Genomic DNA, 25,760 nt, shown 5'->3' with positions numbered 1-25,760 from the left:
CAAAGACTCTTGACTGTGATTCGAGGAAATGCGATTCTTCAGTTGCTACATTGAAGAGAAGGCTTCCACGACGGCAACGTTTGGGGGCCTTTTTTCTTTTGCTGGGTTCCTTTCCAATCAAAAAACCCTGACAGCTGTCAGGGGTTACGCTTGTCTCTGGAACGAGTGAAGCGCTCCACAAGATCGGGCAGCTCCTCCTCGATAAATCTTACGAATTCTGTACCCAGTTTGCCCTCCACAGAGATTCGAACCTCTCGAGGGGAGGTCATGAGAACGCCCAACCTGGTTCCGGAGAGATCGGAAATCGCAATTTGCATGTTGCGTGCCTCAGGTGGAGGCTTGATCGCCTTCAGCGCCACTTGAAAGCGCTGATCCGAGGTTTCGGTGACCTCATTTGCTTCTGAGAGAGCGGCACGGACAACGTTAAGCGCATCCGGCATTGCGGATATTGCCTTCGCCAGATCCAGCCAACGCGGTCGGCCAACCTTTGGAGCTCTGCCGATCGCTTCGATGATATCCGCTGGGATTGCGCGGTAGACGCTCCGCATTCGCGCAAGCTCCGCATCTTCGATCGATAGGGCCGCATAGATGTGGCGCGCCTTAATGCCGGCATCATCCATGCGTGCGGCGAATAAGGCGCGCTCGATCCAGGTCAGGTCCTGCCTGCTGGCGTTTTCGATGCCCTGCGCTAGAACCAGATCGAGATCGGAAATCTCGACTTCTATGGCACGGACGGTGCGGCCGAGCTCTAGGGCTGCCCGCCATCGGCGATGGCCATAGACGACCTGATACCGATCGTTTGAAGAGGGATGCCGTCGAACCTGGATCGGAACCTTTTGGCCTTCCTCCTCGATGGAGCGCTTGAATCTTTCGAAATCCTGAGGATCGTCATCAGGCAGGCGATCCGGATAGGGAGAGGCATCGATCACCTGGGGATCGAGGTCCTGTATCCAGCCTTCACCGGATTCAACAATGGCGCGCAGCCGGTCACGCTCGGCCCGTATATCGCCGATCGCGCGATGCGCTGCGCCGATCACCCCGGCACCGACCCGGCCGGTCTGCGCGGGGGCAGGGGGCGGAGGCGTTGGATCCGTTTTGTTTTCGCTGCTTTCCAATTCGGCTGAGAGCAGGCCGAAACTGGCGACAATGGATTTTCTCGGGCTTTTGCTCATCCACGTCCCCAGCTTGCATTGATGAGTTGCACGATCGCCTCGTTGACGGCGTCGACGGCTTCACGCGCGCGCTTATGCGTATCTCGGCCGATCTGCCCCATTTCCAGTTCGTAGAGGGAGCGCTTGGCAAGTCCGGCAGCCTCGACTGCAGTGCTCTCGATCGCCGTCGGCAATAATACGTCGGTGCCGAAGAGGTGGCGCAGCATCGCAACGACCTGCGACTGCGGCGCATCGTTCGGATCGTGACGCGTCACCAGATAGCGGATGAAATCCTGATCGAGCTGCGCGCCACTTTCGTTGAGCACGCTGATCAGGTCGCCCATCATGAGCAGGAATTGGCTCATCGATGCCACGTCCAGCATGGCTGGATGTACCGTGATGATCATACTCGTTGCGGCATAAATGGCGCTAAGCGTCAGAAATCCGAGCGAAGGCGGCGTGTCGAGGATGACGATATCGTAATCGCTTTCGACTTCGGCCAGCGCCAGCTTGAGGCGCTCGAAAAAGATTGCACCGGAGCCGGATTTTTGAGCGAGGACGCGAGGCGTCTCATGCTCATATTCCATGACCTCGAGGTTGCCCGGAATAAGATCAATGCCGTCGAAATAGGTTTTGCGGATGATCTCACGAATGGGGCGCCTTTCGGCTGCCTCATATCTGAGCGCGGCATAAATAGTTTCGTTGGCGCCGACATCGATTTCCGGCTGCGCGCCAAACATGGCCGAAAGCGAGGCCTGCGGATCGAGGTCGAGAGCAAGTACGCGATAGCCATGCAGCGCGAGATAATGGGCGAGATGAACGCAGGTCGTCGTCTTGGCGCTGCCACCCTTGAAGTTGGCGATTGCCATGACCTGGAGATGTTCGCCCGGCCGGCGCCGAGGCAGGAAGCGAAGCGCTTCGGCCGGCTTCTGCTGGGCAAACAGCTCTCGCAATTCGTTGATCTGGGCAAGCGTATAGACCCGGTGATTGTTCTCCAACCGGCTGGGAACAGGACCGCGGCCTTCACTCGACATCAGCTTCAATGTCGAATCCGGGATGGAAGTGAGCTTTGACACTTCGTTGGTCAGGAACTGGCGTAGCATCTTCTCGGATTTCGGCGGATACATACGCGTTCTGAGCTGCTGGAGCTGACCAGACAGCACAGTTGCATGCCGCGCGATTTTGCTGGCTGCATTTTCCTTTGAAGGAGCTATTGTCTCCGTGCGGTTTGCTATCGCCATTTATCCCTCTTGGCGGCCTGTTGCCGGTTTGCCGACATTTGCCCGCCAGAAGGTAGAACACGATTCTGTCAGGCCGTCCAGATATTAACGGATAATCAGCGGTTAGCATGTGACAACCGGGGCTTTGCTTTGAGCATTTAATACGCTGCTTTTGCTGGATTTTCTGCGTAAACTGGGAAAAATAGCTGAGGCGGCGACGTATACTTTCGATTGCAGAAGCCCGGTGTTGTCGAATGCTGGACCTCTATCCGGCTAAGATTATCAGGGGCTAGGGCGGCAAGAATCACTCAATTGGGCTACCTGAGTCGGCTTCCTGCGGGTGACCTCACGCGAGATCCCCAGTTTCCAGCGATCATGGCAAAAACGCATTGAGCGAGCATCTATGGCACTTGTCAGGGCATATCTATCTGGTGACCAATTCGTCCGTCCAATATCGCAGGGCGATCTTGTCGAGGCCGAGCATCACCGGCGAGATGTTCGGCTTGCTGACGACATTGCACGCGGGGCAGGGGTCGCACCCCACACCCGTCTCGACGCCGCTCGCCCTGTCGCCTATGCCGGCTTCGCGCAACCGTCGATCGGACGCGTCCTGGCGGGCGACCAGAACCACGACGACGACACATACTGGGCCAACATGCACAGAATTATCCGAGAAACTACGCCGGCTTCGTCGGCTAACGCCCTTAGCGGGCGTCGTGAAAGATGATGCCGGCGGTGTGGCGCATGCCGGAGCGGATCCGGCTTACCCCGTGCCTGAGATTGACGCGGTAGTTTCCCTTCGTTCCCCGCACCGGCCGATTATGGACCGCAAAGGCGACGGCGTCGCCCTGTCGAAGCGGCACGACTTCCACCCGGCTTTGCATGCGTGGGCGCTGTTCTGTCAAAACGAATTCGCCACCGGTGAAATCCCGCCCCGGCTCCGACAGCAGAATGGCGACCTGAATCGGAAAGGCGAGCTCGCCATAAAGGTCCTGGTGCAGGCAATTGAAGTCTCCCGGCACATATTGCAGCAGCAGCGGCGTCGGGCGCCTCTGGCCTGCTTCGTGGCACTGCTTCAGGAAGGCGGCATGTTCATCGGGATAGCGCTCCTCGACGTCCATCCGTTCGTTCCAGCCGTTTGCGATGCCGGCAAGGTGGGGATAAAGCGCTGTGCGCAATCCACCGAGAAGTTCCGGCAGCGGATAGCTGAAGTAGCGGTATTCGCCTCGTCCGAAGCCGTGACGCGCCATGATGACATGGCTTCGGAAATGGCTTTCCTCGGGGTAGAGCGCGGAGATAGCACAGCATTCTTCGGGTGCCAGAAGCCTCGGGAGAACGGCGCAGCCGAAGCCGTCAAGCTCTCTTGCAAGCGACGCCCAATCATAGGCGTCGACTCGAGCCTCTACGGAGCTTTCCGCGAAGGCCGGTGCAAAAATGGATGTCGATGTGGTCATGTCAGATCCTCGGTCTGGGCGGGCCTTCAAGGGCGTTCAAGGCCCTCGGGCGCAGCAAGAGCCTGAAGCCTAGCGTTCGAAGCGGAGCGGTGGCCACCCGATTTCCGATGAGCAGCTCACACGAATGGGGCTTGGCGGAGCTACATTGCGATACAATCGAGCCGCTTCCTGAAATCTCGCGGATACAATTCCGGGCGATTTTCCTGCCAGTTCATCCATCGGGCAGGAGTCCAAAATGAAACTCGCATTCCTTGGCGCATTTGCCGTCTCGAGCCTTGCTGTGGGCGTCGCCGCGTCTCGGTCGGCCGGTTCTGCAACGCCGCCGGAAAATGCATCGCCGATCTACGGCGTGACCATGCCGGAAGGCTATAGGGACTGGAAATTCATTGCGCCGGCGCAGGAAGCTCCGCCGCTCGACGAGCTTCGCGCCGTGCTCGGCAACGATATCGCCATCGGCGCCTATAAGAAGGGCACCTTGCCTTTTCCGGACGGCTCGATCCTCGTCAAACTCGCTTACAAGCGCAAGCAATCGACGGAGTTCGCACCGGCAACGGTGCCGGGAGCGCCGACCACGGTGCAGGTCATGGTGAAGGACTCCAAGAAATATCCTGATAGCCACGGCTGGGGTTTCGGGCGGTTCGTCGACGGCAAACCGGTCGACGTTGCCCAGCATGAGACCTGTCTCAGCTGCCATGTCGGCAACGTTAGGGATCACGACTACGTCTTCACGCGCTATGCGCCGTAACGTCATCGCTTGGGATGCATTGTCGTCCGAGACCGCGCGGTCGGAGCTGGCCATTGTTCCCGGCTGGACGTTTCTCCTGCTGGGGTCAAGTCCGTGAAAGCGTCTAGGCGAGTGCAGCTGGATGCGACCCCTGGAAAAGGCGGAATGGACAACACGTCCTTACGCAAAAGCGCTGCGCCGGGCCGAGAGCGACCCGATGCCCATCAAGGCAGCAAGGATGACCGGGATGCACACGAGGTAGGCGGTACGGATACCGGCATGTTCGGCAACGAATCCAAGCAGCGGTGGTGCCAGGAAGAAGACGACGAAGGACATTTGTCCAAGTGCTGCAACATTGACATGGGCGGGGCGGTCGGTGCGCTGGGCAGCGGCCGAAACCGCAAGCGGATAGACCGCGCTGCAACCAGCGCCCATGAAGGCAAAGCCTAGTAGCGCCACATTGGGATGAGGCGCCAGCCAGACGGCGCAGAGGCCGGCGGTCGAAAGGAGCAGCAGGGAGAGTGCAACGGAGCGGGAGCCGAAGCGATCGACGAACCGGTCCGCAAACAGTCTTGCCAGCGCCATGAAAAAGGTGAACAGCGTCAATCCGAGTCCGCCGACGAACGGCTCGACGTGAAAGACGTCGCGCATGTAGATCGCAGACCAGTCGATGCCCGCGCCCTCGACGAGGAAGGCGGCAATACCGATGACGCAGAGGGGCAGCAGGCCGAATGTCGGAAGCGCGATATGGCCTGCATCGGCGTGGTCATGCGTTGGCCGGGCGGGCGCGTTGCGCATGCCGGCAATGACAAGCGAACCCACGATCAGCACGAAGGTGAATGTCAGGGCAAGGTGCAGATGCATCGAAACGCCCGCCTGGCGGATGGCCGACGATGCGAGCGCGGTGACGAAAAAGCCGAGGCTCCAGAACCCATGGGCGCGGTTCATCACGCCACGACCGAGCTGTGCTTCGATGCGGTCGATCTCGACATTGAGATTGATTTCGAGCGCTCCGGCGAGCAGGCCTTCGCAAATCAGGACGGCGAAAACAAGCGGAGCCAGACCCATCCAGGGTACGAGGGCGAGGGATGCGGACGTTCCGAGCACGGTGATGAATGCCGTATTGCGCGCGCCGAGACGTGCGACGAGGGGGGAGGCGAAAGTGAGCGATATCAGCGCGCCGATCGCTGCGCCGATCAGTGTCAGCCCGAGCTCGGATTTGTCAATCTGCAAGGCGTCCTGCAGGTCTGGAAGGCGTGACAGCAATGCGCCCATCGACACCGCAAAGAGGAAGAAGCAGACATAAATTCGCTGCTGCGGTTCAAGACGCATTTCGATGCTCCGGAAAATCTGAACACGAGAGATGGAAAGGGTCTATCCGAAAGCAACCAGCGCTGGCAATACGAAGCCCCTTAATTCATCAGACAAATTAGACGTGCCGGCCAATTCGGCAAGTGCGCATCGTTCAGCACCATACGATCACGGGTGCCTTCAGAATGAAGCTACAAGCTGCCGCCCAGGGTATCATTGGTCGCGGAGTATCGGCTATGAACGGAAGGTAGCGAGACAAAAGACTCTCGAAGCATCATTGGGGAAAGCGATCACTGGCGGGCACGCATTCCCGGGATGGCGTAAAGCCGCCTGCAGGCGATAAGACTGACCTGCAGACCGCTTAATCCTGCCCCATTGGCGAGGCTTGGGCGCTTGGAGCCTTATCAGGCGTTGCAATTTGCCGGCAGCGACGACGGTTTGCGCGTGCCGATCAACACCAGCACCAAGCCGGCAGCGGCCAGCAGGCCTCCGGCGATCGAGACCGCCGCATAGCCGAAACCAAGACTGATGACGGCTGCACCCGTTGCCGCCCCCAACGCATTGCCGAGATTGAAGGCTCCGACATTGATGGAGGAAGCAAGGCCCGGCGCTTCGGCCGCTGCTTCCATGACGCGCATCTGCACGGGCGGGACGATGGCAAATGCCGCGCCGCCCCAGAGAAGCAGGCCGATGGCGGCTCCCGCGTGAGTGATCATTGCCAATGGCAGCACGAACATGATGGCGGCAAGCAGAGCCAGGAAGATCTTGGTCGCACCGTCGAGCGACCAGTCGGCCAGCCGTCCGCCCAGCCAATTGCCGATCGTGAAGCCGATGCCGATCAGGACCAGTCCCAGGGTGACGAAGCTATTGGATGCGCCGGTGAGTTCGGTAAGGGTCGGAGCGACATAGGTATACAGCGAGAACATCGCGCCTGCCCCCATGACGGTGGTTGCCATGGCAATGAGCACCGTCGGACGGGTAAGCACGGCAAGTTCCCGCCTGACGTTGGGCATCGCACCGCGCTTACCTTTCGGCAGGGCGACCCAAAGCGCGGCGATGGCGGCAATACCGATTAGCGCCGTTCCTGCGAAAGCCATGCGCCAGCCGATCTGCTGACCAACCCAGGTTGCGGCCGGCACGCCGCCGATATTGGCGATCGTCAGCCCCATGAACATGGCGGCAACGGCGCTTGCCTGCTTTTCCTTTGGCACCACGCTTGCCGCCACCACCGCGCCCAGGCCGAAGAAGGCGCCATGGTTGAGGCTGGTGACGAGCCGGGCAAGCAGCAGCGTGAAATAGCCTGGCGCCATGGCCGACATGAGATTGCCGATCGTGAAGATGCTCACCAGCAGCATCAGTGCCGTGCGCTTGCCGAAGCGGCTGAAGGCGAGCGTCATGAAGGGGGCGCCGACCATCACGCCGATCGCATAGGCACTGATAAGGAGGCCGGCGGTCGGGATCGAGACATCGACTCCCTTGGCGATGACCGGGAGAAGTCCCATCGGCGAAAACTCGGTCGTGCCGATGCCAAAGGCTCCGATCGCAAGGGCGAGAAGCGCCCATCGGGCGTGAGAGGATGTTTGGGCCTTTTCGGCCGTCGAAAACTTGGTATCCATGTTGAAATCTCCTTAGGCGTCCCATTCGGGCGCGAGGCCGGGCGGGCTGACGATCCGGCCATCCGGGCGAGCGAGAGTGGCGATGGCGGCCATATCCGCCTCGTCGAGAGTGAAGTCGAAGATTGCGATGTTTTCCTTCACGCGCTCCGGATTGGCCGTCTTGGACAGGGCGATGTGGCCTTGCTGGATCAGCCAGCGAAGTCCGACCTGGGCGGCGCTCTTTCCGTATCTGGCGCCGATCCGCTGCAGTACCGGCTCCTTCGGCACAGCGCCGTCTGCCATGCCATAATAGGCAGTGATTGCAATATCGTTCGCTTTCGCCGCTGCGGCAAGGGCATGTTGGGGCAGATAAGGATGGATCTCGACCTGATTGGTCACGATCGGCGTACTGGAAAGTCTGACCGATTCCCGCATCTGCGCGATATTCTGGTTGCTGACGCCGACGAAGCGGGTCTTGCCGGTGGCCTTGACAGCGTTCAGCATTTCGATCTGCTTCGCGACCGGAACCTTGTCGCCCGGCCAGTGTAGCAGGAGAAGGTCGACGCGGTCGGTCTTCAGCTTGTCGAGGCTTTCGTCGACCGAAGCTGCGAACTTCTCGTTGCTGTAATTGTCGACCCAGACCTTGGTGGTCAGGAACAGATCGTCGCGTCGTGCGCCAGCCGTTTGCAAGGCCCGGCCGAGTGCTGCTTCGTTCTGATAGATCTGGGCCGTATCGAAATGACGGAAGCCGACTTCGAGTGCGGCGGGTATGACGCGTTCGACTTCCGCGTCCGACATGCGGAAGACGCCGAAGCCGAGCGCGGGAATTGTTGTGCCGTGGGCAGTAACGGTGAGCATCGAAAACTCCTTTGAAAACCTCAGCGGCTTTGGCCGCCTTGAATGGATCGGGCGCCGAATTTGAGGGCGCAATCTCTTCGCCTATGAAATAGAGAGAGCATACCCACTTGATAATTGGGCGAGTTTTCACATTATTTGTGAAACAAAATCAAAAATGGTGCTCCAGTGGATAATCGCGCAGGCGAAATGCAGGTATTTCTTCGCGTGGTGGAAGCAGGCAGCTTTTCCGAAGCGGCGCGCCTGCTGCGCATGACACCTTCAACCGTCAGCAAACTGATTTCACGCATCGAAGCCAGGCTAGGCGTGCGGCTCGTCGAGCGCTCCACCCGGCGCTTGTCGCTGACTCCGGAGGGCCAGATCTATTATGAGCGCAGCCAGGCCCTGCTGCATGATCTCGACGAGGTCGAACAGGAGCTGGCACAGGGCGCGACGACGACCGGCGGCACAGTGCGGGTCAATATCTCCGTTGCCCTGGGAGTGCTTGGGCTCGAACCCCTCTTGCCGGAATTCTGGCGGATCTATCCCAACGTCACCGTCGATCTGTCGCTGTCCGACGAGATCGTCGATCTTTACCTCGACCGCACCGACGTTGCTTTTCGGGTCGGGACCCTACCGGCTTCAGGCATGATTGCGCGCCGCATCGGCATTGCCCGCCGCAAGATCGTCGCCGCGCCCAGCTATCTCGATCGCCATGGAATACCGCTGCGTGTCGATGACCTCTCCCGGCACAATTGCCTGGGCTTCAATTTCCGCCGTCTTGCACCCGTCTGGCCGGTGCGGGAAAGCGGCCGCATCGTCGATCGTGCCATGACGAGTTCGCTGCTTGCCAATAACGGCGAAACCGTGCGGCGCATGGCGCTGGCAGGTGTGGGGCTTGCCCGCATGGGTGACTATCACGTCCGGGCCGATATTGCGGCCGGCCGTCTCGTCGAGGTGCTTGCCGATGTCATCGAGCCCGATGAGGAGCAGATCCATGCGGTCTTTCTCGGTGGCGCGCGCATGCCGCAGCGTGTCCGCGTCTTCCTCGATTTCGTCGTGCCGCGCCTCCGGCAATTCCTGGATGGGCGGGCCTGAGCGGCCTTGGCCAGGAGGTTATCCCGAGCTTTACGTCGGCAACGCGCCGCCCAAGAGATCGGGGGCAGGAATTATTGCGGGGGCCGCTCGATCGCGCCGGTTCGAGGCTGGATCGACAGGTTTTCGTCTTCCCGATCGGTCTCGAGGCGCTGCAGAATCGGGCAATGGGGGCGATGATCGCCCCGGCAGGAATTAACGAGCGTGGTGAGCGTATGTTCCATATCCTGCAGGTCCGCGATCTTTTTCTTTAGTGCCTTGATATGGCCTTGGGCGAGGGCCTTGACCTCCGCGCTCTGGCGGCTTTCGTCGCGCCAGAGTTCCAAAAGTTCGCTGATTTCGGCCACAGCAAAGCCGAGATCGCGCGCGCGGCGAATGAAACGCAGCATGTGCACGTCGGTATCCGAATAGTCGCGGTAGCCCGATGCCGTTCTGCCGGCCGCCGGAATAAGGCCGGTTTCTTCGTAATAGCGGATCATCTTGGCCGAAACGCCCGATGCTTTCGCCGCCTGTCCGATGTTCATGAATGTTCTCCCTGACCTGGAGCGGTTCCGCTTTTCACGGAATCTCTGATCCGCTCTGTCTCTTTGTTTGACGCTACTCCGGACGGAAAACCGCTGCGCGTTTTCCCGGAATTGCAAGGCGGCGGGCCCAGCGACCGAGTGCTTTCCTGCGACGCTTGGAAGTCGGCTCGAAGACGCCGCGTCGTACGGGCGCTGCCTCAAGAATACTTCCCATAATGCATCCTCTTCCAGACGACTCGGGTTCAATGATGCACCATCACACTGCGGAACTACACAATTAGTTGGTGGCCTGAAGCGGCGCAGGCACAGTTCGTTGCCGAGCATGAAGACGCTTCCCTAAGGCTGTGGCGCCGGCGGCGGCCTGTCTTGCCGGAAATTCAGCTGATGTTCGGGTCTTGCGCAAACAGCAGGTTCGGCGCTTTTATGTAAGCGCGTTCCACCGCAGCAAGCGCTCGTGGCGGCCTCGGAGGAGGGCCGGCCGCGATTTCGCAGTGGGACGCCAAATTGTGCTGACGGTGGCATTCAGGGGAGGGACTCGATGGCCGCTAATTATCAGACGCAATATCGCGAACGCGTGCGCTCTGCCCACGAGGCCGTTGCCTTGATACCGTCCGGGGCGAAGATCGCCATGCCGATCGCTGCCGGCCAGCCGCCCGCCGTACTTGCGGCATTGGCCCAACATGCGCGGGCCGGCGCGGTGGACAATGTCCGGCTTTACTACCTGCTTTACACGGGTGTTGCCGGTTCCAGCGTGCTCGACTTCGACCTGCGCGACCGCATCGTTCCCATGAGTTATTTTCATGGAGCGGTGGATCGCGCCCTGGATAAGCGGCGAATGACGGAGATGCTGCCTGCCGCCGAAATCGTGCCGTGCCATTTCAGCCAGGTGCCGCGCTCTCTGGTGGAGCATGTCGGCGTCGATACATTGATAGCTACCGTCTCGCTCATGGATGCGGACGGGAATTTCAGTCTTGGCGCCAGCACCGATTATGCCCTGGCGGTCGCCCGCAAGCCCGGCGCCCGGCTGATCCTCGAAGTCAATCCCAGCATGCCCTACATACGGGGCAATTGCATGATCCCGGTCTCAAGCGTCACGGCACTCGTCGAGAACGAGGTAAGCCTGCCGGCGCTCGCTGCCGCGCCTCGTTCGGAAGTCGATGATGCGATCGGCGCCATCATAGCGGGGCTTGTGGATGATGGCGATTGCTTGCAGATGGGCATCGGTGCTTTGCCTGACGCCGTTTGCTCCGGTCTCTCCCAGCACCGCCACCTCGGCATCCACACCGAAATGATGACATCAGGATTGGCCAATCTGGTCAGAACCGGTGTGGTCGACAATAGCCGCAAGCAGATACATGTCGGGCGGACCATCTTCACCTTCGCGCTGGGAGACAAGCCGCTTTACGACTTCCTGAACGATAATCCCGATGTCGAGGCGCATCCCGTCGACTATGTGAACAATCCGTTCGTCATCGCTCAGAACGACCGCATGGTGTCGGTCAATGCGACGCTGCAGATCGATCTCAACGGTGCGTGCAATTCCGAATTCATCAATGGAAGACAGTTCAGCGGTACCGGCGGTCAGGTGGATTTCGTTCGCGGTGCCTATGGCTCACGCGGCGGCCGCTCGATCATCGCCTGTCACGCGACGGCGGCGAAGGGAACGCTTTCGCGTATCGTTCCGACCCTCACAGGTCCGGTAACGACGTCGCGCAACGATATCCATATCGTGGTCACGGAATATGGTTGGGTGAACCTCAAGGGCAAATCGGTGGCAGAGCGGGCGAAGGCGATGATCGCGCTTGCTCATCCCGATTTCCGGGAGGCGCTGGATCGTGCCGCCCATCAGGCGGGATACTACGCGCCGGATTGATGCCGCCGTTTTGATGATGGGGAGGTCATCGGCTTTGCCGGGGCAATAAGAAGGACCCGGAGGGAAACCGGATCCTTCCGGCTTTGATCGGAGGTCAACCGATCGCTATGAGAAGCCTGATGGATCGGTACATCAGGCTTCCCGTACCTGGTCCCAGGTAGACCAGGTAATCGCTATTAGAAGCTGCGCTGGAAGCGCAGGATACCAGCCCACTGATCCTGGTTCACAGAATCGAAGTTGGTGTAGGAGACTTCCGGCTCGATGAGCAGGTTCTTGACCGGGTTCCACTTGACGTTGGTGGTCGCGGCAAAGATCTTCGAGTCGGTGTAAGCGAGCTGGAGGTTCCACTTCAGCTTTTCGTTGATCGGAACGCCAACGCCGCCCCAAACGGCCCAGTCACCCCAGCCGCACTTCGATGCATCGTTAGCCGGGCAAGAAGAACGGGCCAGGTTGGTGCCTGCATACTTGTTGAGGTTGTCGCCATCGGTGTTCCAGCCGCCCATCAGGAAGGCCGAGAATACGCCGAAGTCAGCGTCGACACGAGCCTTGATGGCGCCTTCCGACTTGATGGAGTCGTAACCGCCGACGACCTTGAAGCCCCATGCGCCGGACTTGAAGCCGGCACCGGCAACGACGTCAGGAGCGTAGTGGTTGGCCTTGTCGTCGCTTGCCCAGCTCGCGCCATAACCAGCGCCCGAGCCGGTGGAGTTGCTGTCTTCGAGCGAGACGACAGCCGTGAAGCCGTTGCCGGCGTCGTAGCTGTAGGTCAACTGGTTGAGTTCGTACGGACCGTCATAGATCACGTCGTCGTTGATGACGTCGCCGGCATAACCCGTGTAGTAGTTGAACTGCGAATCGGCCTTACCGACGAGGAAACCGCCGAGGCTGATGTTGGCCCAGAGCAGCTTCGTGGCGGTGGAGTTGCCCTCCTGCCAGTCCCAACGAATGACCGTGTTGGTCTTCAGCGGACCGTATTCGGTGTCGGTCGCTGTGTCGAGGCTCAGCTGAGCGCGGGTATGCCAGAGAGTACCGTTATGGCTATTGGCATTGTAGGCGTCGTACCACTTGCCTTCCGTACGAACCATGCCACCGACCTTGAGGCAGGTTTCAGTGCCCGGAATGAAGAAGTAGCCTGCGCCGTACGCATCGCAGATGCGGACGTATTCCAGCGGCTCCGGCTCAGCAGCGACGATCGCGTCAGCCGCATGGGCGCCGGAAACTGCTGCCAGTGCAGCAGCGGAGCCGAGAAGAAGGCTCTTGATGTTCATTATTAAACTCCTGGTTGTAACTGATCGTACACATTCCAAGGAGCGAGCACAATAGACCATCCTGGAGGAGCCTCTTGCAACAAGAAGCAAACACCAGCAACTGCATAAGACTGCCGGTATCATCCCCACCCCTTTGGAACCTCGTTAGCTGGCGGCTGAAACAACACCCCACCAGATCGCAAGCTAATTAGCTCCCGGTAACACAGCTATATACGTACTGATTGTTTGTAAATCCGTTCCGGAAATATCCGGAAACGGAAAAAAGGGTTGTTGATTTCATGCAACACATGTCAGACGCGAAAAGGGGAAGGAACCGGCCGCCTATAATCTCGAGGGAGGCCGACCGGACAGCGGGCGCGCTTAGAGCAATTCCAGGAGAAGTGCGTAGTGGTTTTCCGTCCGGAATTCCGTAAAACAAAGAGATAGAGCATCTTCGCGATTCGAAGAAAAGCGAAACGGCTCTAGCACTATGCCGCGCGGCACGCTGAAGCTTTATACCAGCGGCGCCATCCTTCGTCCTGCTTCCGGTGGTTAACGAATTCCTGACGCTATATCCGGCGATCTCACTTGATTTCAACGTCGGCGAACGGCCGATCGACATGGTCGCGGAGGGTTACGATCTGATGATCAGAACCCTACCCGCGTCCGATTCGACGCTCGTCGCGTGCAAGCTTGCGCCCTGGCGGCACATGCTCATCCGCTCGCCCGAATATCGCGACATGCATGCCGAAAGTGCCGGCCAATCTCGCGGAGCATAATTGCCTGCAATATACTTATTACCCTTATGGTGATGAATGGCGTTTCGAAGATGCCGCGGCATGCAGGTGGGGTTAAGATCTCGGGCAATGTTGTCTCGAATAGTGCCGGAATGCTGCGTTTTCTCGTGGCGAGCGAGCAGGGCATCTTTCTTACCCCGAGCTTCATCGTCTTCGAAGAGGTCGCTGTGCGGCCTTCGCCCGCGTGTCATGCCCGACTATCGGGCCGCGGAATTTACCATCAGCGCGATCTATCCGAACCGTAGCCATCTGCTGGCCAAGGTGCGATTGTTCATCGACCTGTTGCGGCGCGTTTGTTTAGCATCGCAAGTGGATGACATGAGTGATTTACCGCGGACCTGATCGCCGGTCGGCTAGGCTTGCGGCTGTTCGGCCGGCTGCCTTGCTTCCGCCTGTCGCGCCGCCGATACCAGGCGTCGCTGCGCCCGGATAGCGCTCCATTGCTGGTCGATCAAGACACCGATCAGGATGACGCCGCCCATGACGGCGAAGTTGAGCGAAGAGGGAATGCCGAGCAGATTGACGAGATTCTGCAATTCCTGCAGCAGGATCGTCCCCAGTACCACGCCGATGAGGGATCCTTCGCCGCCACGCAGCGAAAAGCCGCCGAGAACCGCCGCGGCGATGGCATAGAGTTCATAGAACTGCCCGTGGCTCGCCGGCGAGATGGAACGGGTGTACATGGCGAAATAGATCGCCGAAAGCGCCGTCAGCACCCCGCAGATGATGTAGGCCACGGTCACCATCTTCGTGGTGCGGATGCCGGAATATTTTGCCGCCTCCTCATTCTTGCCGATGGCGTAGAGATAGCGGCCATAGACGGAGCGGTGCAGAACGATCCACATGACGGCGGCAATGATCACGAGTGCGATGAAGGTGTTCGGCACGCCGTAGAACCGGCCGGCCGTCAGGAATTCCAGCGTCGGAAAGTTCTGGCCGAAGGCGAAGCCGGCCGTGCCGTCCGCCGTGTAGAAGCGCGCAGCACCACGATAGATCAGGAGGCCGCAAAGGGTGACGACGAAGGGTTGGAGATTGAGCCGGGTAATCAGCCAGCCATGGATCGCTCCCAGCACGCCGCCCAGGACCAGGATCAAGGGCAGGGCAATCGCCCAGGGCATGTTCTGGACGGCGATGAAATCGATGAACAGGACACCCAGCAAGGCAACCAGCGAACCGACGGAAAGCTCGATGCCGCCGGTGATGATGACGAAGGCCTGGCCGATCGACAATATCCCGAAGAGGCCGATGAGGTTCGACGTATTGGCGAGATTGATCGGCAGAAGGAAGCGCGGATTGATGAGCGTCACGACAATGCCGACGACGATGATCAACAGAAGCAGGCCCAGATCTTTCTTACTCATCGATATCAATTCCCATTGGCTGCAGCCGTTAGAACAATGAGATGGAGCAGTTTTATTCTTCCGCGAATAACTAAGCTGCTCTAGTGTAGCGTCTTGCCGACGGCCAGCAAAAGCACGTTTTCCTGACTGAACTGATCCTTCTCGAGGATGCCGGAGATCCGGCCCTCATGCATGACGGCGATGCGGTCGGAGACGCCGATCACCTCCTCCATGTCGCTCGAGATCATCAGGATTGCGACGCCAGCATCCGCAAGCTTGCGCATCAGTCCGTAGATTTCGCTCTTGGCGCCGATATCGATGCCACGGGTAGGCTCGTCGAAGATCAGCACCTTCGGATGCATCGCCAGCCATTTGGCGAGCACGACCTTCTGCTGGTTGCCGCCCGAAAGCGTAGCCGTACGGGTCGCGACCGACGGCGTCTTGATGGCGAGTTGCCGGCGCTGCGTTTCGGCCACGGCGCTTTCGCGCTCCGCTGAAACCATGGAGCGGCGCGCAAAGGCCGGAAGATTGGGTAGCGATATATTCTGCGAGATCGGCATATCGAGCAGAATGCCGTTCAGCTTGCGATCCTCTGGCACGAGGAAAATGCCATTGGCCACGGCATCTCCCGCGGATCGCAATTTCAGGTCGCGTCCGCCGAGGGCGATGTTGCCGCCATAGCTGTGGTCGACCCCGAACAGGACGCGGGCAAGCTCCGTCCGGCCTGAGCCGACAAGACCGGCAAGTCCGAGGATCTCGCCGTAACGAATGTCGAGATTGACGGGCCGTGTCGGATAGGCGGCCGTGCGAAGGGCTGCCACCTTCAGCGCGATATCGCCGGGCGGACGCGCCGCTTCCACGGAGCGTGCGGCCAATGCCCGGCCGATCATCAGCTTCACCATGCGATCGTGGTCGATCGCATCTTTCGGCAATGTGCCGACAAGCGTTCCGTCGCGCAGAACGATGACGCGGTCGGCAACGCGTTCGACTTCATGCAGGCGATGCGAAATGAAGATGACGCTGATGCCATCGGCCTTCAGCGAGGATATGACAGCCAGCAGCTTTTCCGTCTCGGCAAGCGGCAGGCTCGAAGTCGGTTCGTCGAGAATGACGAGGCGGGCGTTAATGGAGAGCGCCTTGGCGATTTCGACCATCTGCTGCTGGGCAAGCGACAGTGCTGAAACCGGCGTATCCGGCGAAAAATTGGCGCCGACGCGCTTCAAAAGAGGGGTGACCATGTCACGCAGGCGGGCGCGGTCGACCAGTTTCAGGGCGCCGCCGCGCAGCGGTTCGCGGCCGAGGAAAATATTGGCGGCAACATCGAGATTTTCAAACAGGTTGAGCTCTTGATGAACGAAGGCAATCCCGGATGCGATGCTGCTTTCGACGGTGAAGGCGCCGTGCTCGGCTCCGTCGAGCCGGATGCTGCCGTGGTCCGGCTTGACGACGCCGCCAAGGATTTTCATGAGCGTCGATTTGCCGGCGCCGTTCTCACCGACAAGGCCGATCACCTCGCCGGGCCTGACGTCCATTGAGAAATTATCGAGCGCTACCACGCCCGGATAGGTCTTGCCGATTCCCGAAAGGCTGAGAAACGGCACAGTGGTTTCACTCGTTACCAATGTATCCGAACGCTGGTTCATAACGAATATCATGCCTGTGCGATGTGGCTGCGAAAGCCGCGGCGACGTGAGCAGTTGCATTCGAGCAGCGCGCCGGTCCCCGCAACCGGCGCTGCTGCGGGCAGGCGTTAATTGCCAGCCATGGCCTTCAGATTGGCCGCATAGGCATCGACGTCATCCTTGCCGATGATCTTCGTCGGGATGATGATGAGCTTGTTGGCTGGAATCCCCGATTTGTCGCCCTTCAGATAGGCGGCCATCAGCTTCATGCCTTGATAGGCCCAGAGGTAGGGCTGCTGGACGACCGTTGCCGCAATCGTTCCTTCCTTGACGCCGCCGAGCGTGATCGGGTCGTCATCGAAGCCGACGACGGTGATCTGGCCGAGCTTGCCGGCTTCGCGCAGCGCTTCATAAATGCGCGGCGTGTTGTAGGAGTAGAAGCCGACCATGCAGGTGACGTCCGGGCTTGCAACGAGCGCGTCTTCGACATTCTTCTTCGCTCTCGTCTGGTCGATGTCGTCGCCGCGCACGTCGGTCAGCTCAATCTTCGTGCCTGCCAGGCCATCCTTCATGCCCTGGATGCGCTCCTTGGCATTGTCTGCGCCGAGAAGTCCCACGAAGCCGATGCATTTGCCCCCGTTTGGCATGGCTTTCTTGGCGATTTCGGCGGCCTGCTTGCCGGCATCGACGTTCGATGAGCCGATATAGGCGATGCGGTTCGTATCCGGTGCGTCGCTATCGGTGGTAAACAGCGCTGTTTCCGAGCCGATCTTGTTCAGCCCTTCCGTCGAGGTCTTGGGATCGACGGCGGAAACCATGATCCCCTTGACGCCGGCTGCCACGAGATCTTCCATCAGTCTCTGCTGGATCGCGACGGACGATTGTTCGGGATATTTCAATTCCATGTTGAAATCCGGCAGTTCGGCCTGAGCCTTTTTGACGCCGGCTTCGGCTGCCTTCCAGAAGTCGGATGCGCCGTTGACCACAAATGCGAGAGTGGGCTTATCGGCGGCGTAGGTCGCCGTAGCATAGCTCATCAGCAACCCTGCCGCAAAGGCGGCAGCGCCCCGTGTTACGTACTTCATGATCGTCCTCCCATAGATCCTCTGATGGGATCTAGTTGCAACCTGCGGCAGGGCGGGCCTGCCCCCTCCTAGGGTTCTCGCAGAACGAGAGATGACACGTCCAACCGCAACAGCGACCGTATACGACTAATTTCAATTAGTAAACAGTATTAGTAATATAATTTCACAGGAGCGAAGCGTTCTGTGCCAGGATTTCGGCAAGCTGCTTTAATTGAAGGCTAACTTCAGTACGAAGATGTGGGTAGCGATCGTATTCGCGTCCGCGCAGTTGCGCAGCTCGAGCAATCGATGATAATAGGTATTAGCGCGCGCGAAACCGGCCGTGGGGATTATAGGCCGATTTTGCCTCAGGGGAGATGAGACGCAGTTATGAAAAAGCTATCGGCCGCAAACGGCGACCGCACGGCCGCCGACAGGAGTCTATCGAAACGAAGCGGCCGCCGTTCCGGCAGCAGGGTCACGATGACTGATATTGCCAAGGCCGCCGGATGTTCGCAAAGCGCGGTGTCCTTCGTCCTCAACAATACGCCCGGCATGCGCCTGTCACAGCAGACGCGCGATAGGGTCATCGACGCAGCCCGCCAACTCGGCTACGTTGCGCCGGTACTTGCCGCGCCGCCGGCACTTCTGTCGCTCTCGAAGCTCGATGGCGTCATCGGCTTCGCCGTCGATCAGCTCGCGACCAGTCCGGAGGCGGTCGTTGCCATCGAAGGTGCGCGTCAGGCTTGCTGGAACGCCGGAAACGTTCTGCTCGTCGCGCAGACCATGAGCGATCCCATCATGGAGCCGAGAGCGATCAAGGCGCTCAGCAACAGCGGCATCTCGGCGCTCATCTACATGACCATATTCACCCGCGAAGTGGAGGTACCGGACTATCTCTACAATCTCGATATCCCGATCGTTCTTCTGAATTGCTATACGTCCGACTACGCCTTTCCGGCTGTCGTTCCAAGCGAGATTGCCGGCGGACAGACGGCGACCCGGCATCTGATCTCGCATGGGCATCATCGTATTGCGACGATCACGGGCGAGCCGTGGATGCAGGCAGCCCAGGACAGGTTGACCGGCTATCGCCGAGCCTTGGCGACGGCCGATATTCCATTCGATCCGGAACTTGTCATCGAAGGCGACTGGTCGGCGAGTGCCGGCTATGCCGGCACGATGAAGCTGCTTTCGCTTCCCGAACGTCCAACGGCGATCTTTTGCCAGAACGACCGTACCGCCATCGGTTGCTACGAAGCCCTGAAGGAGGCGGGGCTCCATATTCCGGAGGATATGTCGGTTATGGGTTATGATGACGAAGATATCTGCCGCCATCTCGTGCCGCCCTTGACGACCTCGGTCCTGCCCCACATGGCCATGGGCCAGTGGGCGATCGAACATCTCGAGACGGCCGTCTTGCCGCGGGAGCGCCGCTACCAGATCACCAAGCTCGAATGCTCGCTTGTCAAACGTGCATCGGTGGCCTCGCCGGCTGGCGTCAAAACCGGGCACAAGGTGCGAAAGGCTTGATGGGACTCCAGGCGGCTGCCATAAAGGTATCCGTTCGCTTGCCGCCTTGTAACAGCGGCTTCGCGGCCGTCGTTCCATTGATCCCTTGGCGGTTCTCTCCCAGGATACCCGCCCGCCGCTCCGGCTCCTGTTCCGGCTGCCATTGCTCCCTCTGCAATCGTGATGGTGCTCCTGGCAAGCGTTCATAAGCTGACCGCAATCACCGCCAATCTCAAACACTTCCTGTCGTTCGGCGTAGCCGTCAAATCGCTGGATCAGGTGGGGCGCTGACGCTGTCTCGACAGAACGTTCGCGGCGTTCCACTGCCTCAGTGATCAGATGGCGGTAAAGCCGTTGTCGACGAAGAGATGGATGCCGTTGACGAAGTTGGATTCGTCCGAGGCCAGATAGAGGGCGGCGCGGGCCACATCCTCGGGCTCGCCGATCCGGCCCTGCTGCGCGGCGATCGCCGCATCCGAGACATCGACGCCGAGGGCCTGTAGCTCGGCGACCTCGCGCAGCCCATGCGGCGTGCAAATGAAGCCGGGGCAGACCGCATTGCAGCGAATATTGCGATCGCGGAACTCGACGGCGATGGCGCGGGCAAACATATGAACCGCCCCTTTCGTCGTGTCGTAGAGCACTTCCATCGGCGTTGCGGCAACTGCCGAAATCGACGAGGTGCAGACGATGGAGCCGCCACCGGCTGCTATCATGCCCGGCAGCACGGCCCTGGTCATCAGGAACATCGAGCGGACGTTGACGCCATGGAGCCATTCCCATTCTTCAAGCGTCGTTTCGAGAAACGGCTTGATGACGATGGTGCCGGCATGATTGAAGAGCACGGTTACCGCACCAAAGCGGTCTTCGATGCTTTGACCGCCGCATTGACGGCCGCTTCATTCGAAACATCGGCAACCCAGTGGTCGGCAACCCCGCCGGCCTCGCGGATATCACGCACGGTCTCGGCTGCCGCATCGCCGTTTCTGTCGATGATCGCGACCTTGGCGCCTTCCGCCGCAAACAGGCGCGACGCTGCACCGCCCATGCCGGTGGCGCCGCCCGAAATGATGGCAATCTTGCCCTTGAGCCTGTCTGTCATGCATTCCCTCATCTGCCGGGCGCCGAAGATCGACGCCAATGCGGTCTCTCGCCAGTGTTGTGCAAAGCCCTCGACCCTGCCGAGGCTATCGCGGAAGATGCGCCCGGTTCTTCTGCGAGGCAAGAACAATCAAGCAAACCGATTCCGGATTCCTGTCATCGCAGGTAGTGAATATGCGGCCGGGAGTGATGGCGAGAAGTTTCGACCCTTGCCTCGACGGCAAAGACGTTTCTCAGGAGATCTTCGCTCAGTACGCCTTCCGGGGTCCCGGAGGCGACGATCCTGCCGTGCTGCATGATGATCAGCTCATCGCAGAACATGGCGGCATGGTTGAGATCGTGAAGAGCGATGATGCTGGTGACCGGCAGGCCCGCAACCAGGCGCATCAGACCGATCTGATGCTGGATATCGAGGTGGTTGGTCGGTTCGTCGAGGATCAGTTCCTTCGGCGCCTGTGCCAGGGCTCGTGCGATATGGGTGCGCTGCTTTTCGCCGCCCGACAGGCTCTGCCATCGATCGTTGCGTTTCTGTCTCATGCCGGCGCGTTCGAGAGCGTCTTCCACTGCTTCGTCATCCGCCGGCGTCCAGCCGGAAAACATTGAGCGATGCGGAAACCGGCCGAGCTTTACGACATCGATGACCCTGAGATTGGCGTTGGTTGTGCTGTGCTGCTCGACGAAGGCGACGCGCCTTGCGATCGAGCGGCGGGACATCCGCTGCAGATCCTTTTCTTCGAGAATGATGCGACCGGAATTCGGCCGTTTCAACCCGGCAAGCAGACGCAGGAGCGAGGTCTTGCCGGAGCCGTTCGGCCCGAGCAGGCCGAGCATCTTGCCTGCAGGCGCCTCGAAAGAGACCCCGTCGAGAATGGTCTTCGCGCCGATTTTCCAGCTGATATTGTCGGCCTTGATGCTCATGATGCGCGCTGGAACCGGTAGAGAATGATGGAGAAGAAGGGAACGCCGACGAGTGCCGTGACCACGCCGATCGGCAGAACCTGCTGTGGAATGAGGATGCGGGAGACAATATCGGCGAGAACCATGAAGATGGCGCCGGCAATTGCGCAGGCCGGCAGCAACCGGATGTGAAGCGGTCCGACGAAGAAGCGCGCCGCATGCGGGACGACCAGACCGACAAAGCCGATCGTGCCGACCATGCTGACGATGGTTGCCGTGATGATCGCGGTCAGCGCGAAGAGCGCGATCCGCGCCCGCCCGACATTGACGCCAAGAGACGAGGCGGCCTCATCGCCAAAAGCGAACGCATCCAGCACGCGTGCATAGAGCAGGCAAGCCGCGAACCCGAAACCGACAATGGTCGCGACCAGCATGAATTCCGGCCAGCGGACGCCACCGAAACTGCCGAGCAGCCAGAACATCACATCCCGCGCCTGCTGTGCGTTTCCCGATGTCGTCACGATATAGGATGTCGCAGCGTTGAACAGCTGGGAGGCGGCAACGCCGGCAAGGATGGTGCGGTCGGCGCCGCCTCGCGTGCCGTTCGAAAGCAGAGCGACGAAGAAGAAGGCTGCAAACGCGCCGACAAAGGCACCAGCCGAAAGGGAAATCGCTCCGGCGCCGATATTGAGTATGACGATGGCGACCGCGCCGGTCGAAGCGCCCGCCGAGATGCCGAGCACATAGGGTTCGGCAAGAGGGTTGCGAAGGAGCGACTGCATCATCGCTCCTGAGAGGGCCAGGCCCGCTCCGCAGAAAGCGGCCACGAGTGCCCGGCTGAGGCGATAGTCCCAGATCACCGTTTCGTGGATGCGGTTGAGTTCGATCCCCGTCCATCCCAGCCTGTTGGTGATGGCGTAGAAGGTCGTCGAAAGCGGGATCGGCATGTCGCCGATGCCGACGCTGACACCGATCGTCAGACAGATCGCCGCGAGAGAGGCAAAAAGCAGCAGGCCGATGATGGCGAGCTGCCTCAGGGTTCGATATGTGTCGGTCACTTCAGAAGACCAAGCGCCTTGAGTTGCTGGGCGACCTGCTCGGCGCCATAGATCGTCCGGATGGTGGGGTTCATGGCTTGGCCGTCCATGACGACGATCGCCTTGTTCTTGACCGCGGCTAGTTGGCTGACGGCAGGATCCGTGGTGAGAAACTTGATCTTGGCTTCCGGCTTGTCGAGCTCCCAGCGATTGCGGTCGAGGCTCGCGACGACGATGACATCCGGATTGGCGGCGATGATGCTCTCCCAGCCGAGCGTCGGCCATTCCGCTTCGGTGGTAATGGCATTGCGGCCACCAAGCAGGTCGGCGATATAACCCGAGGGGCTGTTCTTTCCGCCGACATAGGCATCCGCAGATGGCGACGGGCTCGAGAACCAGAAGACATAGGAGAGCTTCTTGCCGACGGTCGGCGCATTCGCGCGCAGTGCCTCTTCCCGCTTTTTGAAATCCGCGATCAGCGCCTGGCCCTTGTCGCGGACATCGAAAATCTGCGAGAGTTCATCGATTTCCTGGTAGAGAGCGCTCATGTTCCAAATCTGGCCACGCGCGGCATTGCCGTATTTGTCCTGAGCGGCGCCCTGGGCTGGGCAGATACTGGGGGAAACATAGGTGGGGATACTGAGCTTTTCGAAATCCTCGCGCTTTGCCACCTTGCTGCTCGGTCCCATCAGGGTCGGGAGCGCTGCCGTGACGAAGTCAGGATTTTCCGCGAGGATCGATTCAAAGGTCGGGAACTCGACCGTCAGCAGCTTGACCTTGGAATTGGCTTCCGCAAGCTGCGGCAGAACCTTGTTGGGCCAGAAGGCGGTGCCGCCCATTTTGTTTTCGAGGCCGAGCAGGAGAAGAATTTCGGCGCTGTTCTGGCCGAGCCCGATCGCGCGCTCCGGAGCCTTCTGGAACGTGACCTTGGCGCCGCAATTGTCGATGGTCAGTGGATAGCTGGTCGAAGCGGCAGAGACTGCCGATCCGGCAAAGCAAAGGGTCGCGCAAAGAACTGAAACGGCCAAAACTGATTTCAATATGGTCACGAAATATCCTGATGACTATTGTCGACGAAATCGAACGAAAGTGCGTGCGCGATATAGCTTTGTCATCGGGTAAAAACAAGAGAAAAATAATCATGTTTTTATGCGACGTGCATTTCACCGGGCACGGTTGAAATGGCGTCGATCAGGGTGGAGAAATGCGACCTCGCGCCTATTTCACATGCGGGAAACGGAGCAGGAGGAGCAGAATAATGGCAAAGAACACGATTTGCCTGTGGTACGACAAGGACGCAGAGGCCGCCGCCAATTTCTATGTCGAGACTTTTCCCGACAGCGCCATGGGCGCCGTCATCCGCGCGCCGGGAAACTATCCGGAAGGCAAGCAGGGCGATGTGCTGGTCGTCGAGTTTACGGTCGCAGGTGTTTCCTGCGTCGGCTTGAATGGCGGTCCGGTGTTTAAGCACAATGAAGCCTTTTCATTTCAGATCTACACCGAAGACCAGGAAGAGACGGACCGCTATTGGAACGCCATCGTTGGCAATGGCGGCCAGGAAAGCGAATGCGGCTGGTGCAAGGACAGATGGGGCGTATCCTGGCAGATCACGCCGCGTGTTCTGATGGAAGCGCTGCGCGAGGGCGGCGATCCGGCAAAGCGGGCTTTCGACGCAATGATGACCATGAGGAAGATCGACGTCGCGGCGATAGAAGCGGCCAGGCGCGGCTGACACCCGAACCGCCTCCTCAATATTCCTTTATCTCGATCGCCCACGCTGTGGCAATTTGCGATGGCTGCAGTGTCGACGCCATGATTGCTTTTATTCAAGACTCCATTAAATATGGTTTCAGGAATATGCAGCCGGCTGTTGTAGATCTGATACCGACAACCTATCCTTGATCGAGTGAGGAGGCGGCCGTTGGCGTTTGACTGGTGAGGTTGCAGGATGGCTGCACGAAACGCGGCCAGCCGGAATTATTGCAAGGTCAGTGTCGTCTTCAGCAGGCGAAATCCATTGTTGCGTGACAGGTGTAGCCGCCAGGGAATTCGGCTGATCGAGCCTGCAGTCTTGATAATGGCCACTTTCCATACCGAGACCGGCCGCGGGCTGCCATGGGCTTGCGACTGCCTCGGCCGGTCTCTGATAGAATTGCCGTGAAATTCTGCTGCGCCGCGCCAATAGAATTTCTACCGATCTGTTCCCGAAGAGTAGAGCTGACACTCATGATAAAACGCATGATCATCATGCTGATCATCATAGGCCTGATCCTTGGCGGGATCTTCGGCTTCCAGGCATTCAAGAACCGCATGATTGCGGCTTATCTGGCCAATCTCAAGGCTCCGCCCCAGACGGTCTCGACAATCCCCGCGGCAATGAGCCCATGGCAGACGACGCTGCAGTCGATCGGCAGCTTCAATGCCGTCGAAGGCGCCAATCTTTCGGCGCAGGTTCAGGGCATCGTCCAGAAGATCGGCTTCGAGGATGGTCAGGACGTCAAAAAGGGCGATCTCATCGTGCAGCTGCTTGCCGATCAGCAGATCGCGACCCTAGAACAATACAAGGCCTCGATGGCGAATGCGCAGATCGCCTATGAGCGCGATTCCAGACTGATCAAGGCGAACACCATCGCACAAAGCCAGGTAGACAGCGATCTGGCGAACTGGAAGGCGGCGCAGGCGCAGGTCGCGTCGCAGCAGGCACTGATCGATCAATATTCGATCCGTGCTCCCTTCGACGGCCATCTCGGCATCAAGCTGGTCAGCCTCGGCCAGTATCTGTCCGCTGGAACCGCGGTCGTCACCTTGCAGTCGCTCGATCCGATCCAGTTCGATTTCTCCATGCCGCAGCAGGCCCTGTCGCAGCTGAAGGTCGGGCAGGCGGTAACGGCAACGGTCGATGCCTATGGGAACCAGACATTCGATGGCAAGATCACGGCGATCAGCCCTTTGGTGGACACGCAAAGCCGCAACATCACCATCCGAGCGACCTTCCCCAATCCCGATCGCAAGCTGCTGCCCGGCATGTTCGGCAACATAACGGTGGTGGTCGGCGAGCCGACGGAATACATCTCCCTGCCGCAGACAGCGGTTACCATCAATCCCTACGGCAATGTCGTCTACGTGGTGACCGATAAGGGCAACGGTGCGGATGGAAAGCCGCAGCTTGTCGCCAACCAGAAGTTCGTCACCACCGGACCGGCGCGAGGCGACCAGATCTCGGTGATCAAGGGTTTGAATGCAGGCGAAGTGGTGGTCACGTCAGGCCAGCTGAAACTCAACAACGGCTCGCCCGTCATCATCAACAACGACGTGCAGCCCTCGAACGATCCCAACGCGAACCCGGCAAACCCCAACTGAGG

General features: G+C 59.6%; 20 protein-coding genes and 3 pseudogenes. 7 read left to right on the top strand and 16 right to left on the bottom strand.

Going from position 1 to position 25,760, the window contains the following annotated elements; all coding sequences use genetic code 11:
• Positions 1-137: 137 nt before the first annotated feature.
• The 4 genes from repB to C7U61_RS05790 all read right to left on the bottom strand — a co-directional run bounded on the left by repB (position 138) and on the right by C7U61_RS05790 (position 3,825).
• A complete protein-coding gene (repB, locus tag C7U61_RS05805) occupies positions 138-1,172 on the bottom strand; it encodes a plasmid partitioning protein RepB (RefSeq protein WP_106997203.1) in 1,035 nt (344 codons plus the stop codon).
• Positions 1,169-2,392 carry a plasmid partitioning protein RepA gene (gene repA, locus C7U61_RS05800; protein ID WP_106997202.1) on the bottom strand — a complete coding sequence of 408 codons (1,224 nt, stop codon included), beginning with the start codon at positions 2,390-2,392 and terminating at the stop codon, positions 1,169-1,171. The genes repB and repA overlap by 4 nt, the downstream gene beginning before the upstream one ends.
• 403 nt (positions 2,393-2,795) lie before the next feature.
• On the bottom strand, positions 2,796-3,032 hold the full coding sequence (locus C7U61_RS19470; RefSeq protein WP_181315803.1) for a hypothetical protein: 237 nt from the start codon (positions 3,030-3,032) through the stop codon (positions 2,796-2,798).
• Positions 3,033-3,075: 43 nt separating this feature from the next.
• The gene (locus C7U61_RS05790; RefSeq protein ID WP_106997201.1) at positions 3,076-3,825 is read right to left on the bottom strand and encodes a 2OG-Fe(II) oxygenase; all 750 of its coding nucleotides are present in this window, start codon (positions 3,823-3,825) and stop codon (positions 3,076-3,078) included.
• A 235-nt stretch (positions 3,826-4,060) separates the two neighbouring features.
• Here C7U61_RS05790 and C7U61_RS05785 point away from each other — a divergent pair, with 235 nt between their 5' ends.
• The gene (locus tag C7U61_RS05785; RefSeq protein ID WP_106997200.1) at positions 4,061-4,570 is read left to right on the top strand and encodes a cytochrome P460 family protein; all 510 of its coding nucleotides are present in this window, start codon (positions 4,061-4,063) and stop codon (positions 4,568-4,570) included.
• Positions 4,571-4,729: 159 nt separating this feature from the next.
• On the opposite strand, the gene C7U61_RS05780 is transcribed toward C7U61_RS05785, so the two are convergent.
• The 3 genes from C7U61_RS05780 to C7U61_RS05770 form a co-directional block, all read right to left on the bottom strand.
• Positions 4,730-5,881, bottom strand: coding sequence for an MFS transporter (locus C7U61_RS05780; protein WP_106997199.1), 1,152 nt, complete (start codon positions 5,879-5,881; stop codon positions 4,730-4,732).
• A gap of 383 nt (positions 5,882-6,264) precedes the next feature.
• Positions 6,265-7,476, bottom strand: a complete 1,212-nt coding sequence (locus C7U61_RS05775; RefSeq protein WP_106997198.1) for an MFS transporter — start codon at positions 7,474-7,476, stop codon at positions 6,265-6,267.
• 12 nt (positions 7,477-7,488) lie between these two features.
• The gene (locus tag C7U61_RS05770) at positions 7,489-8,313 is read right to left on the bottom strand and encodes an aldo/keto reductase (RefSeq protein ID WP_106997197.1); all 825 of its coding nucleotides are present in this window, start codon (positions 8,311-8,313) and stop codon (positions 7,489-7,491) included.
• 165 nt (positions 8,314-8,478) lie between these two features.
• On the opposite strand from C7U61_RS05770, the gene C7U61_RS05765 reads away from it, so the two are divergent.
• Positions 8,479-9,387: a LysR family transcriptional regulator gene (locus tag C7U61_RS05765; RefSeq protein WP_106997196.1), complete on the top strand. Its 909-nt coding sequence runs from the start codon at positions 8,479-8,481 to the stop codon at positions 9,385-9,387.
• Between the two features lie 71 nt (positions 9,388-9,458).
• Here C7U61_RS05765 and cueR read toward each other — a convergent pair whose 3' ends face one another.
• Positions 9,459-9,908 carry a Cu(I)-responsive transcriptional regulator gene (gene cueR / locus C7U61_RS05760; RefSeq protein WP_106997195.1) on the bottom strand — a complete coding sequence of 150 codons (450 nt, stop codon included), beginning with the start codon at positions 9,906-9,908 and terminating at the stop codon, positions 9,459-9,461.
• 538 nt (positions 9,909-10,446) lie between these two features.
• Between cueR and C7U61_RS05755 the strand changes: the two genes are divergently transcribed.
• Positions 10,447-11,781, top strand: a complete 1,335-nt coding sequence (locus tag C7U61_RS05755) for an acetyl-CoA hydrolase/transferase C-terminal domain-containing protein (protein WP_106997194.1) — start codon at positions 10,447-10,449, stop codon at positions 11,779-11,781.
• 176 nt (positions 11,782-11,957) lie between these two features.
• Here the strand turns inward: C7U61_RS05755 and C7U61_RS05750 are convergent, their stop codons facing one another.
• Complete coding sequence (locus C7U61_RS05750; RefSeq protein WP_106997193.1) at positions 11,958-13,049, bottom strand: porin; 1,092 nt, start codon at positions 13,047-13,049, stop codon at positions 11,958-11,960.
• A gap of 463 nt (positions 13,050-13,512) precedes the next feature.
• On the opposite strand from C7U61_RS05750, the pseudogene C7U61_RS05745 reads away from it, so the two are divergent.
• Positions 13,513-14,126: pseudogene (locus tag C7U61_RS05745) on the top strand (substrate binding domain-containing protein); the annotation flags it as partial.
• 52 nt (positions 14,127-14,178) lie between these two features.
• On the opposite strand, the gene C7U61_RS05740 reads toward C7U61_RS05745, so the two are convergent.
• From C7U61_RS05740 to C7U61_RS05730, 3 genes are all read right to left on the bottom strand, one after another.
• Positions 14,179-15,186 (bottom strand): ABC transporter permease, encoded by a 1,008-nt coding sequence (locus tag C7U61_RS05740; protein ID WP_106997192.1) that lies wholly within the window; start codon positions 15,184-15,186, stop codon positions 14,179-14,181.
• Positions 15,187-15,266: 80 nt separating this feature from the next.
• Entirely contained in the window at positions 15,267-16,808 is a 1,542-nt protein-coding gene (locus C7U61_RS05735) for a sugar ABC transporter ATP-binding protein (protein WP_106997191.1), read from the bottom strand.
• Between the two features lie 107 nt (positions 16,809-16,915).
• Complete coding sequence (locus C7U61_RS05730) at positions 16,916-17,872, bottom strand: sugar-binding protein (RefSeq protein WP_106997190.1); 957 nt, start codon at positions 17,870-17,872, stop codon at positions 16,916-16,918.
• Positions 17,873-18,325: 453 nt separating this feature from the next.
• Between C7U61_RS05730 and C7U61_RS05725 the strand changes: the two are divergent.
• Positions 18,326-19,384, top strand: a pseudogene (locus C7U61_RS05725) (LacI family DNA-binding transcriptional regulator); the annotation flags it as partial.
• Between the two features lie 314 nt (positions 19,385-19,698).
• Here C7U61_RS05725 and C7U61_RS05715 read toward each other — a convergent pair.
• The 4 genes and pseudogenes from C7U61_RS05715 to C7U61_RS05700 form a co-directional block, all read right to left on the bottom strand.
• Positions 19,699-20,465: pseudogene (locus C7U61_RS05715) on the bottom strand (SDR family oxidoreductase).
• 155 nt (positions 20,466-20,620) lie between these two features.
• Positions 20,621-21,382, bottom strand: a complete 762-nt coding sequence (locus C7U61_RS05710; protein WP_106997189.1) for an ABC transporter ATP-binding protein — start codon at positions 21,380-21,382, stop codon at positions 20,621-20,623.
• The gene (locus C7U61_RS05705; RefSeq protein WP_106997188.1) at positions 21,379-22,419 is read right to left on the bottom strand and encodes an iron chelate uptake ABC transporter family permease subunit; all 1,041 of its coding nucleotides are present in this window, start codon (positions 22,417-22,419) and stop codon (positions 21,379-21,381) included. Before C7U61_RS05705 ends, C7U61_RS05710 begins: the two co-directional genes overlap by 4 nt.
• Complete coding sequence (locus C7U61_RS05700) at positions 22,416-23,426, bottom strand: ABC transporter substrate-binding protein (RefSeq protein WP_245410753.1); 1,011 nt, start codon at positions 23,424-23,426, stop codon at positions 22,416-22,418. The genes C7U61_RS05705 and C7U61_RS05700 overlap by 4 nt, the downstream gene beginning before the upstream one ends.
• Positions 23,427-23,656: 230 nt before the next feature.
• Here C7U61_RS05700 and C7U61_RS05695 point away from each other — a divergent pair, with 230 nt between their 5' ends.
• Positions 23,657-24,130: a VOC family protein gene (locus tag C7U61_RS05695; protein ID WP_106997186.1), complete on the top strand. Its 474-nt coding sequence runs from the start codon at positions 23,657-23,659 to the stop codon at positions 24,128-24,130.
• A 506-nt stretch (positions 24,131-24,636) separates the two neighbouring features.
• Positions 24,637-25,758, top strand: coding sequence for an efflux RND transporter periplasmic adaptor subunit (locus C7U61_RS05690; protein WP_245410752.1), 1,122 nt, complete (start codon positions 24,637-24,639; stop codon positions 25,756-25,758).
• The last annotated feature ends 2 nt before the right edge of the window (positions 25,759-25,760 follow it).

Source organism: Rhizobium sp. JAB6 (assembly GCF_003024605.1).
GTDB lineage: Bacteria > Pseudomonadota > Alphaproteobacteria > Rhizobiales > Rhizobiaceae > Rhizobium.
Note: the sequence above shows the minus strand (reverse complement) of the source record. Positions and strands in the feature narration are given on the sequence as shown.

Coding starts and splice junctions, on each gene's coding strand:
- C7U61_RS05690 (WP_245410752.1), top strand. CDS start 24,637: ATGATCATCATGCTGATCATCATAGGCCTGATCCTTGGCGGGATCTTC.
- repA (WP_106997202.1), bottom strand. CDS start 2,392: ATGGCGATAGCAAACCGCACGGAGACAATAGCTCCTTCAAAGGAAAAT.
- repB (WP_106997203.1), bottom strand. CDS start 1,172: ATGAGCAAAAGCCCGAGAAAATCCATTGTCGCCAGTTTCGGCCTGCTC.
- C7U61_RS05735 (WP_106997191.1), bottom strand. CDS start 16,808: ATGAACCAGCGTTCGGATACATTGGTAACGAGTGAAACCACTGTGCCG.
- C7U61_RS05750 (WP_106997193.1), bottom strand. CDS start 13,049: ATGAACATCAAGAGCCTTCTTCTCGGCTCCGCTGCTGCACTGGCAGCA.
- C7U61_RS05755 (WP_106997194.1), top strand. CDS start 10,447: ATGGCCGCTAATTATCAGACGCAATATCGCGAACGCGTGCGCTCTGCC.
- C7U61_RS05780 (WP_106997199.1), bottom strand. CDS start 5,881: ATGCGTCTTGAACCGCAGCAGCGAATTTATGTCTGCTTCTTCCTCTTT.
- C7U61_RS05770 (WP_106997197.1), bottom strand. CDS start 8,313: ATGCTCACCGTTACTGCCCACGGCACAACAATTCCCGCGCTCGGCTTC.
- C7U61_RS05740 (WP_106997192.1), bottom strand. CDS start 15,186: ATGAGTAAGAAAGATCTGGGCCTGCTTCTGTTGATCATCGTCGTCGGC.
- C7U61_RS05790 (WP_106997201.1), bottom strand. CDS start 3,825: ATGACCACATCGACATCCATTTTTGCACCGGCCTTCGCGGAAAGCTCC.
- C7U61_RS05775 (WP_106997198.1), bottom strand. CDS start 7,476: ATGGATACCAAGTTTTCGACGGCCGAAAAGGCCCAAACATCCTCTCAC.
- C7U61_RS05710 (WP_106997189.1), bottom strand. CDS start 21,382: ATGAGCATCAAGGCCGACAATATCAGCTGGAAAATCGGCGCGAAGACC.
- C7U61_RS05695 (WP_106997186.1), top strand. CDS start 23,657: ATGGCAAAGAACACGATTTGCCTGTGGTACGACAAGGACGCAGAGGCC.
- C7U61_RS05785 (WP_106997200.1), top strand. CDS start 4,061: ATGAAACTCGCATTCCTTGGCGCATTTGCCGTCTCGAGCCTTGCTGTG.
- cueR (WP_106997195.1), bottom strand. CDS start 9,908: ATGAACATCGGACAGGCGGCGAAAGCATCGGGCGTTTCGGCCAAGATG.
- C7U61_RS05730 (WP_106997190.1), bottom strand. CDS start 17,872: ATGAAGTACGTAACACGGGGCGCTGCCGCCTTTGCGGCAGGGTTGCTG.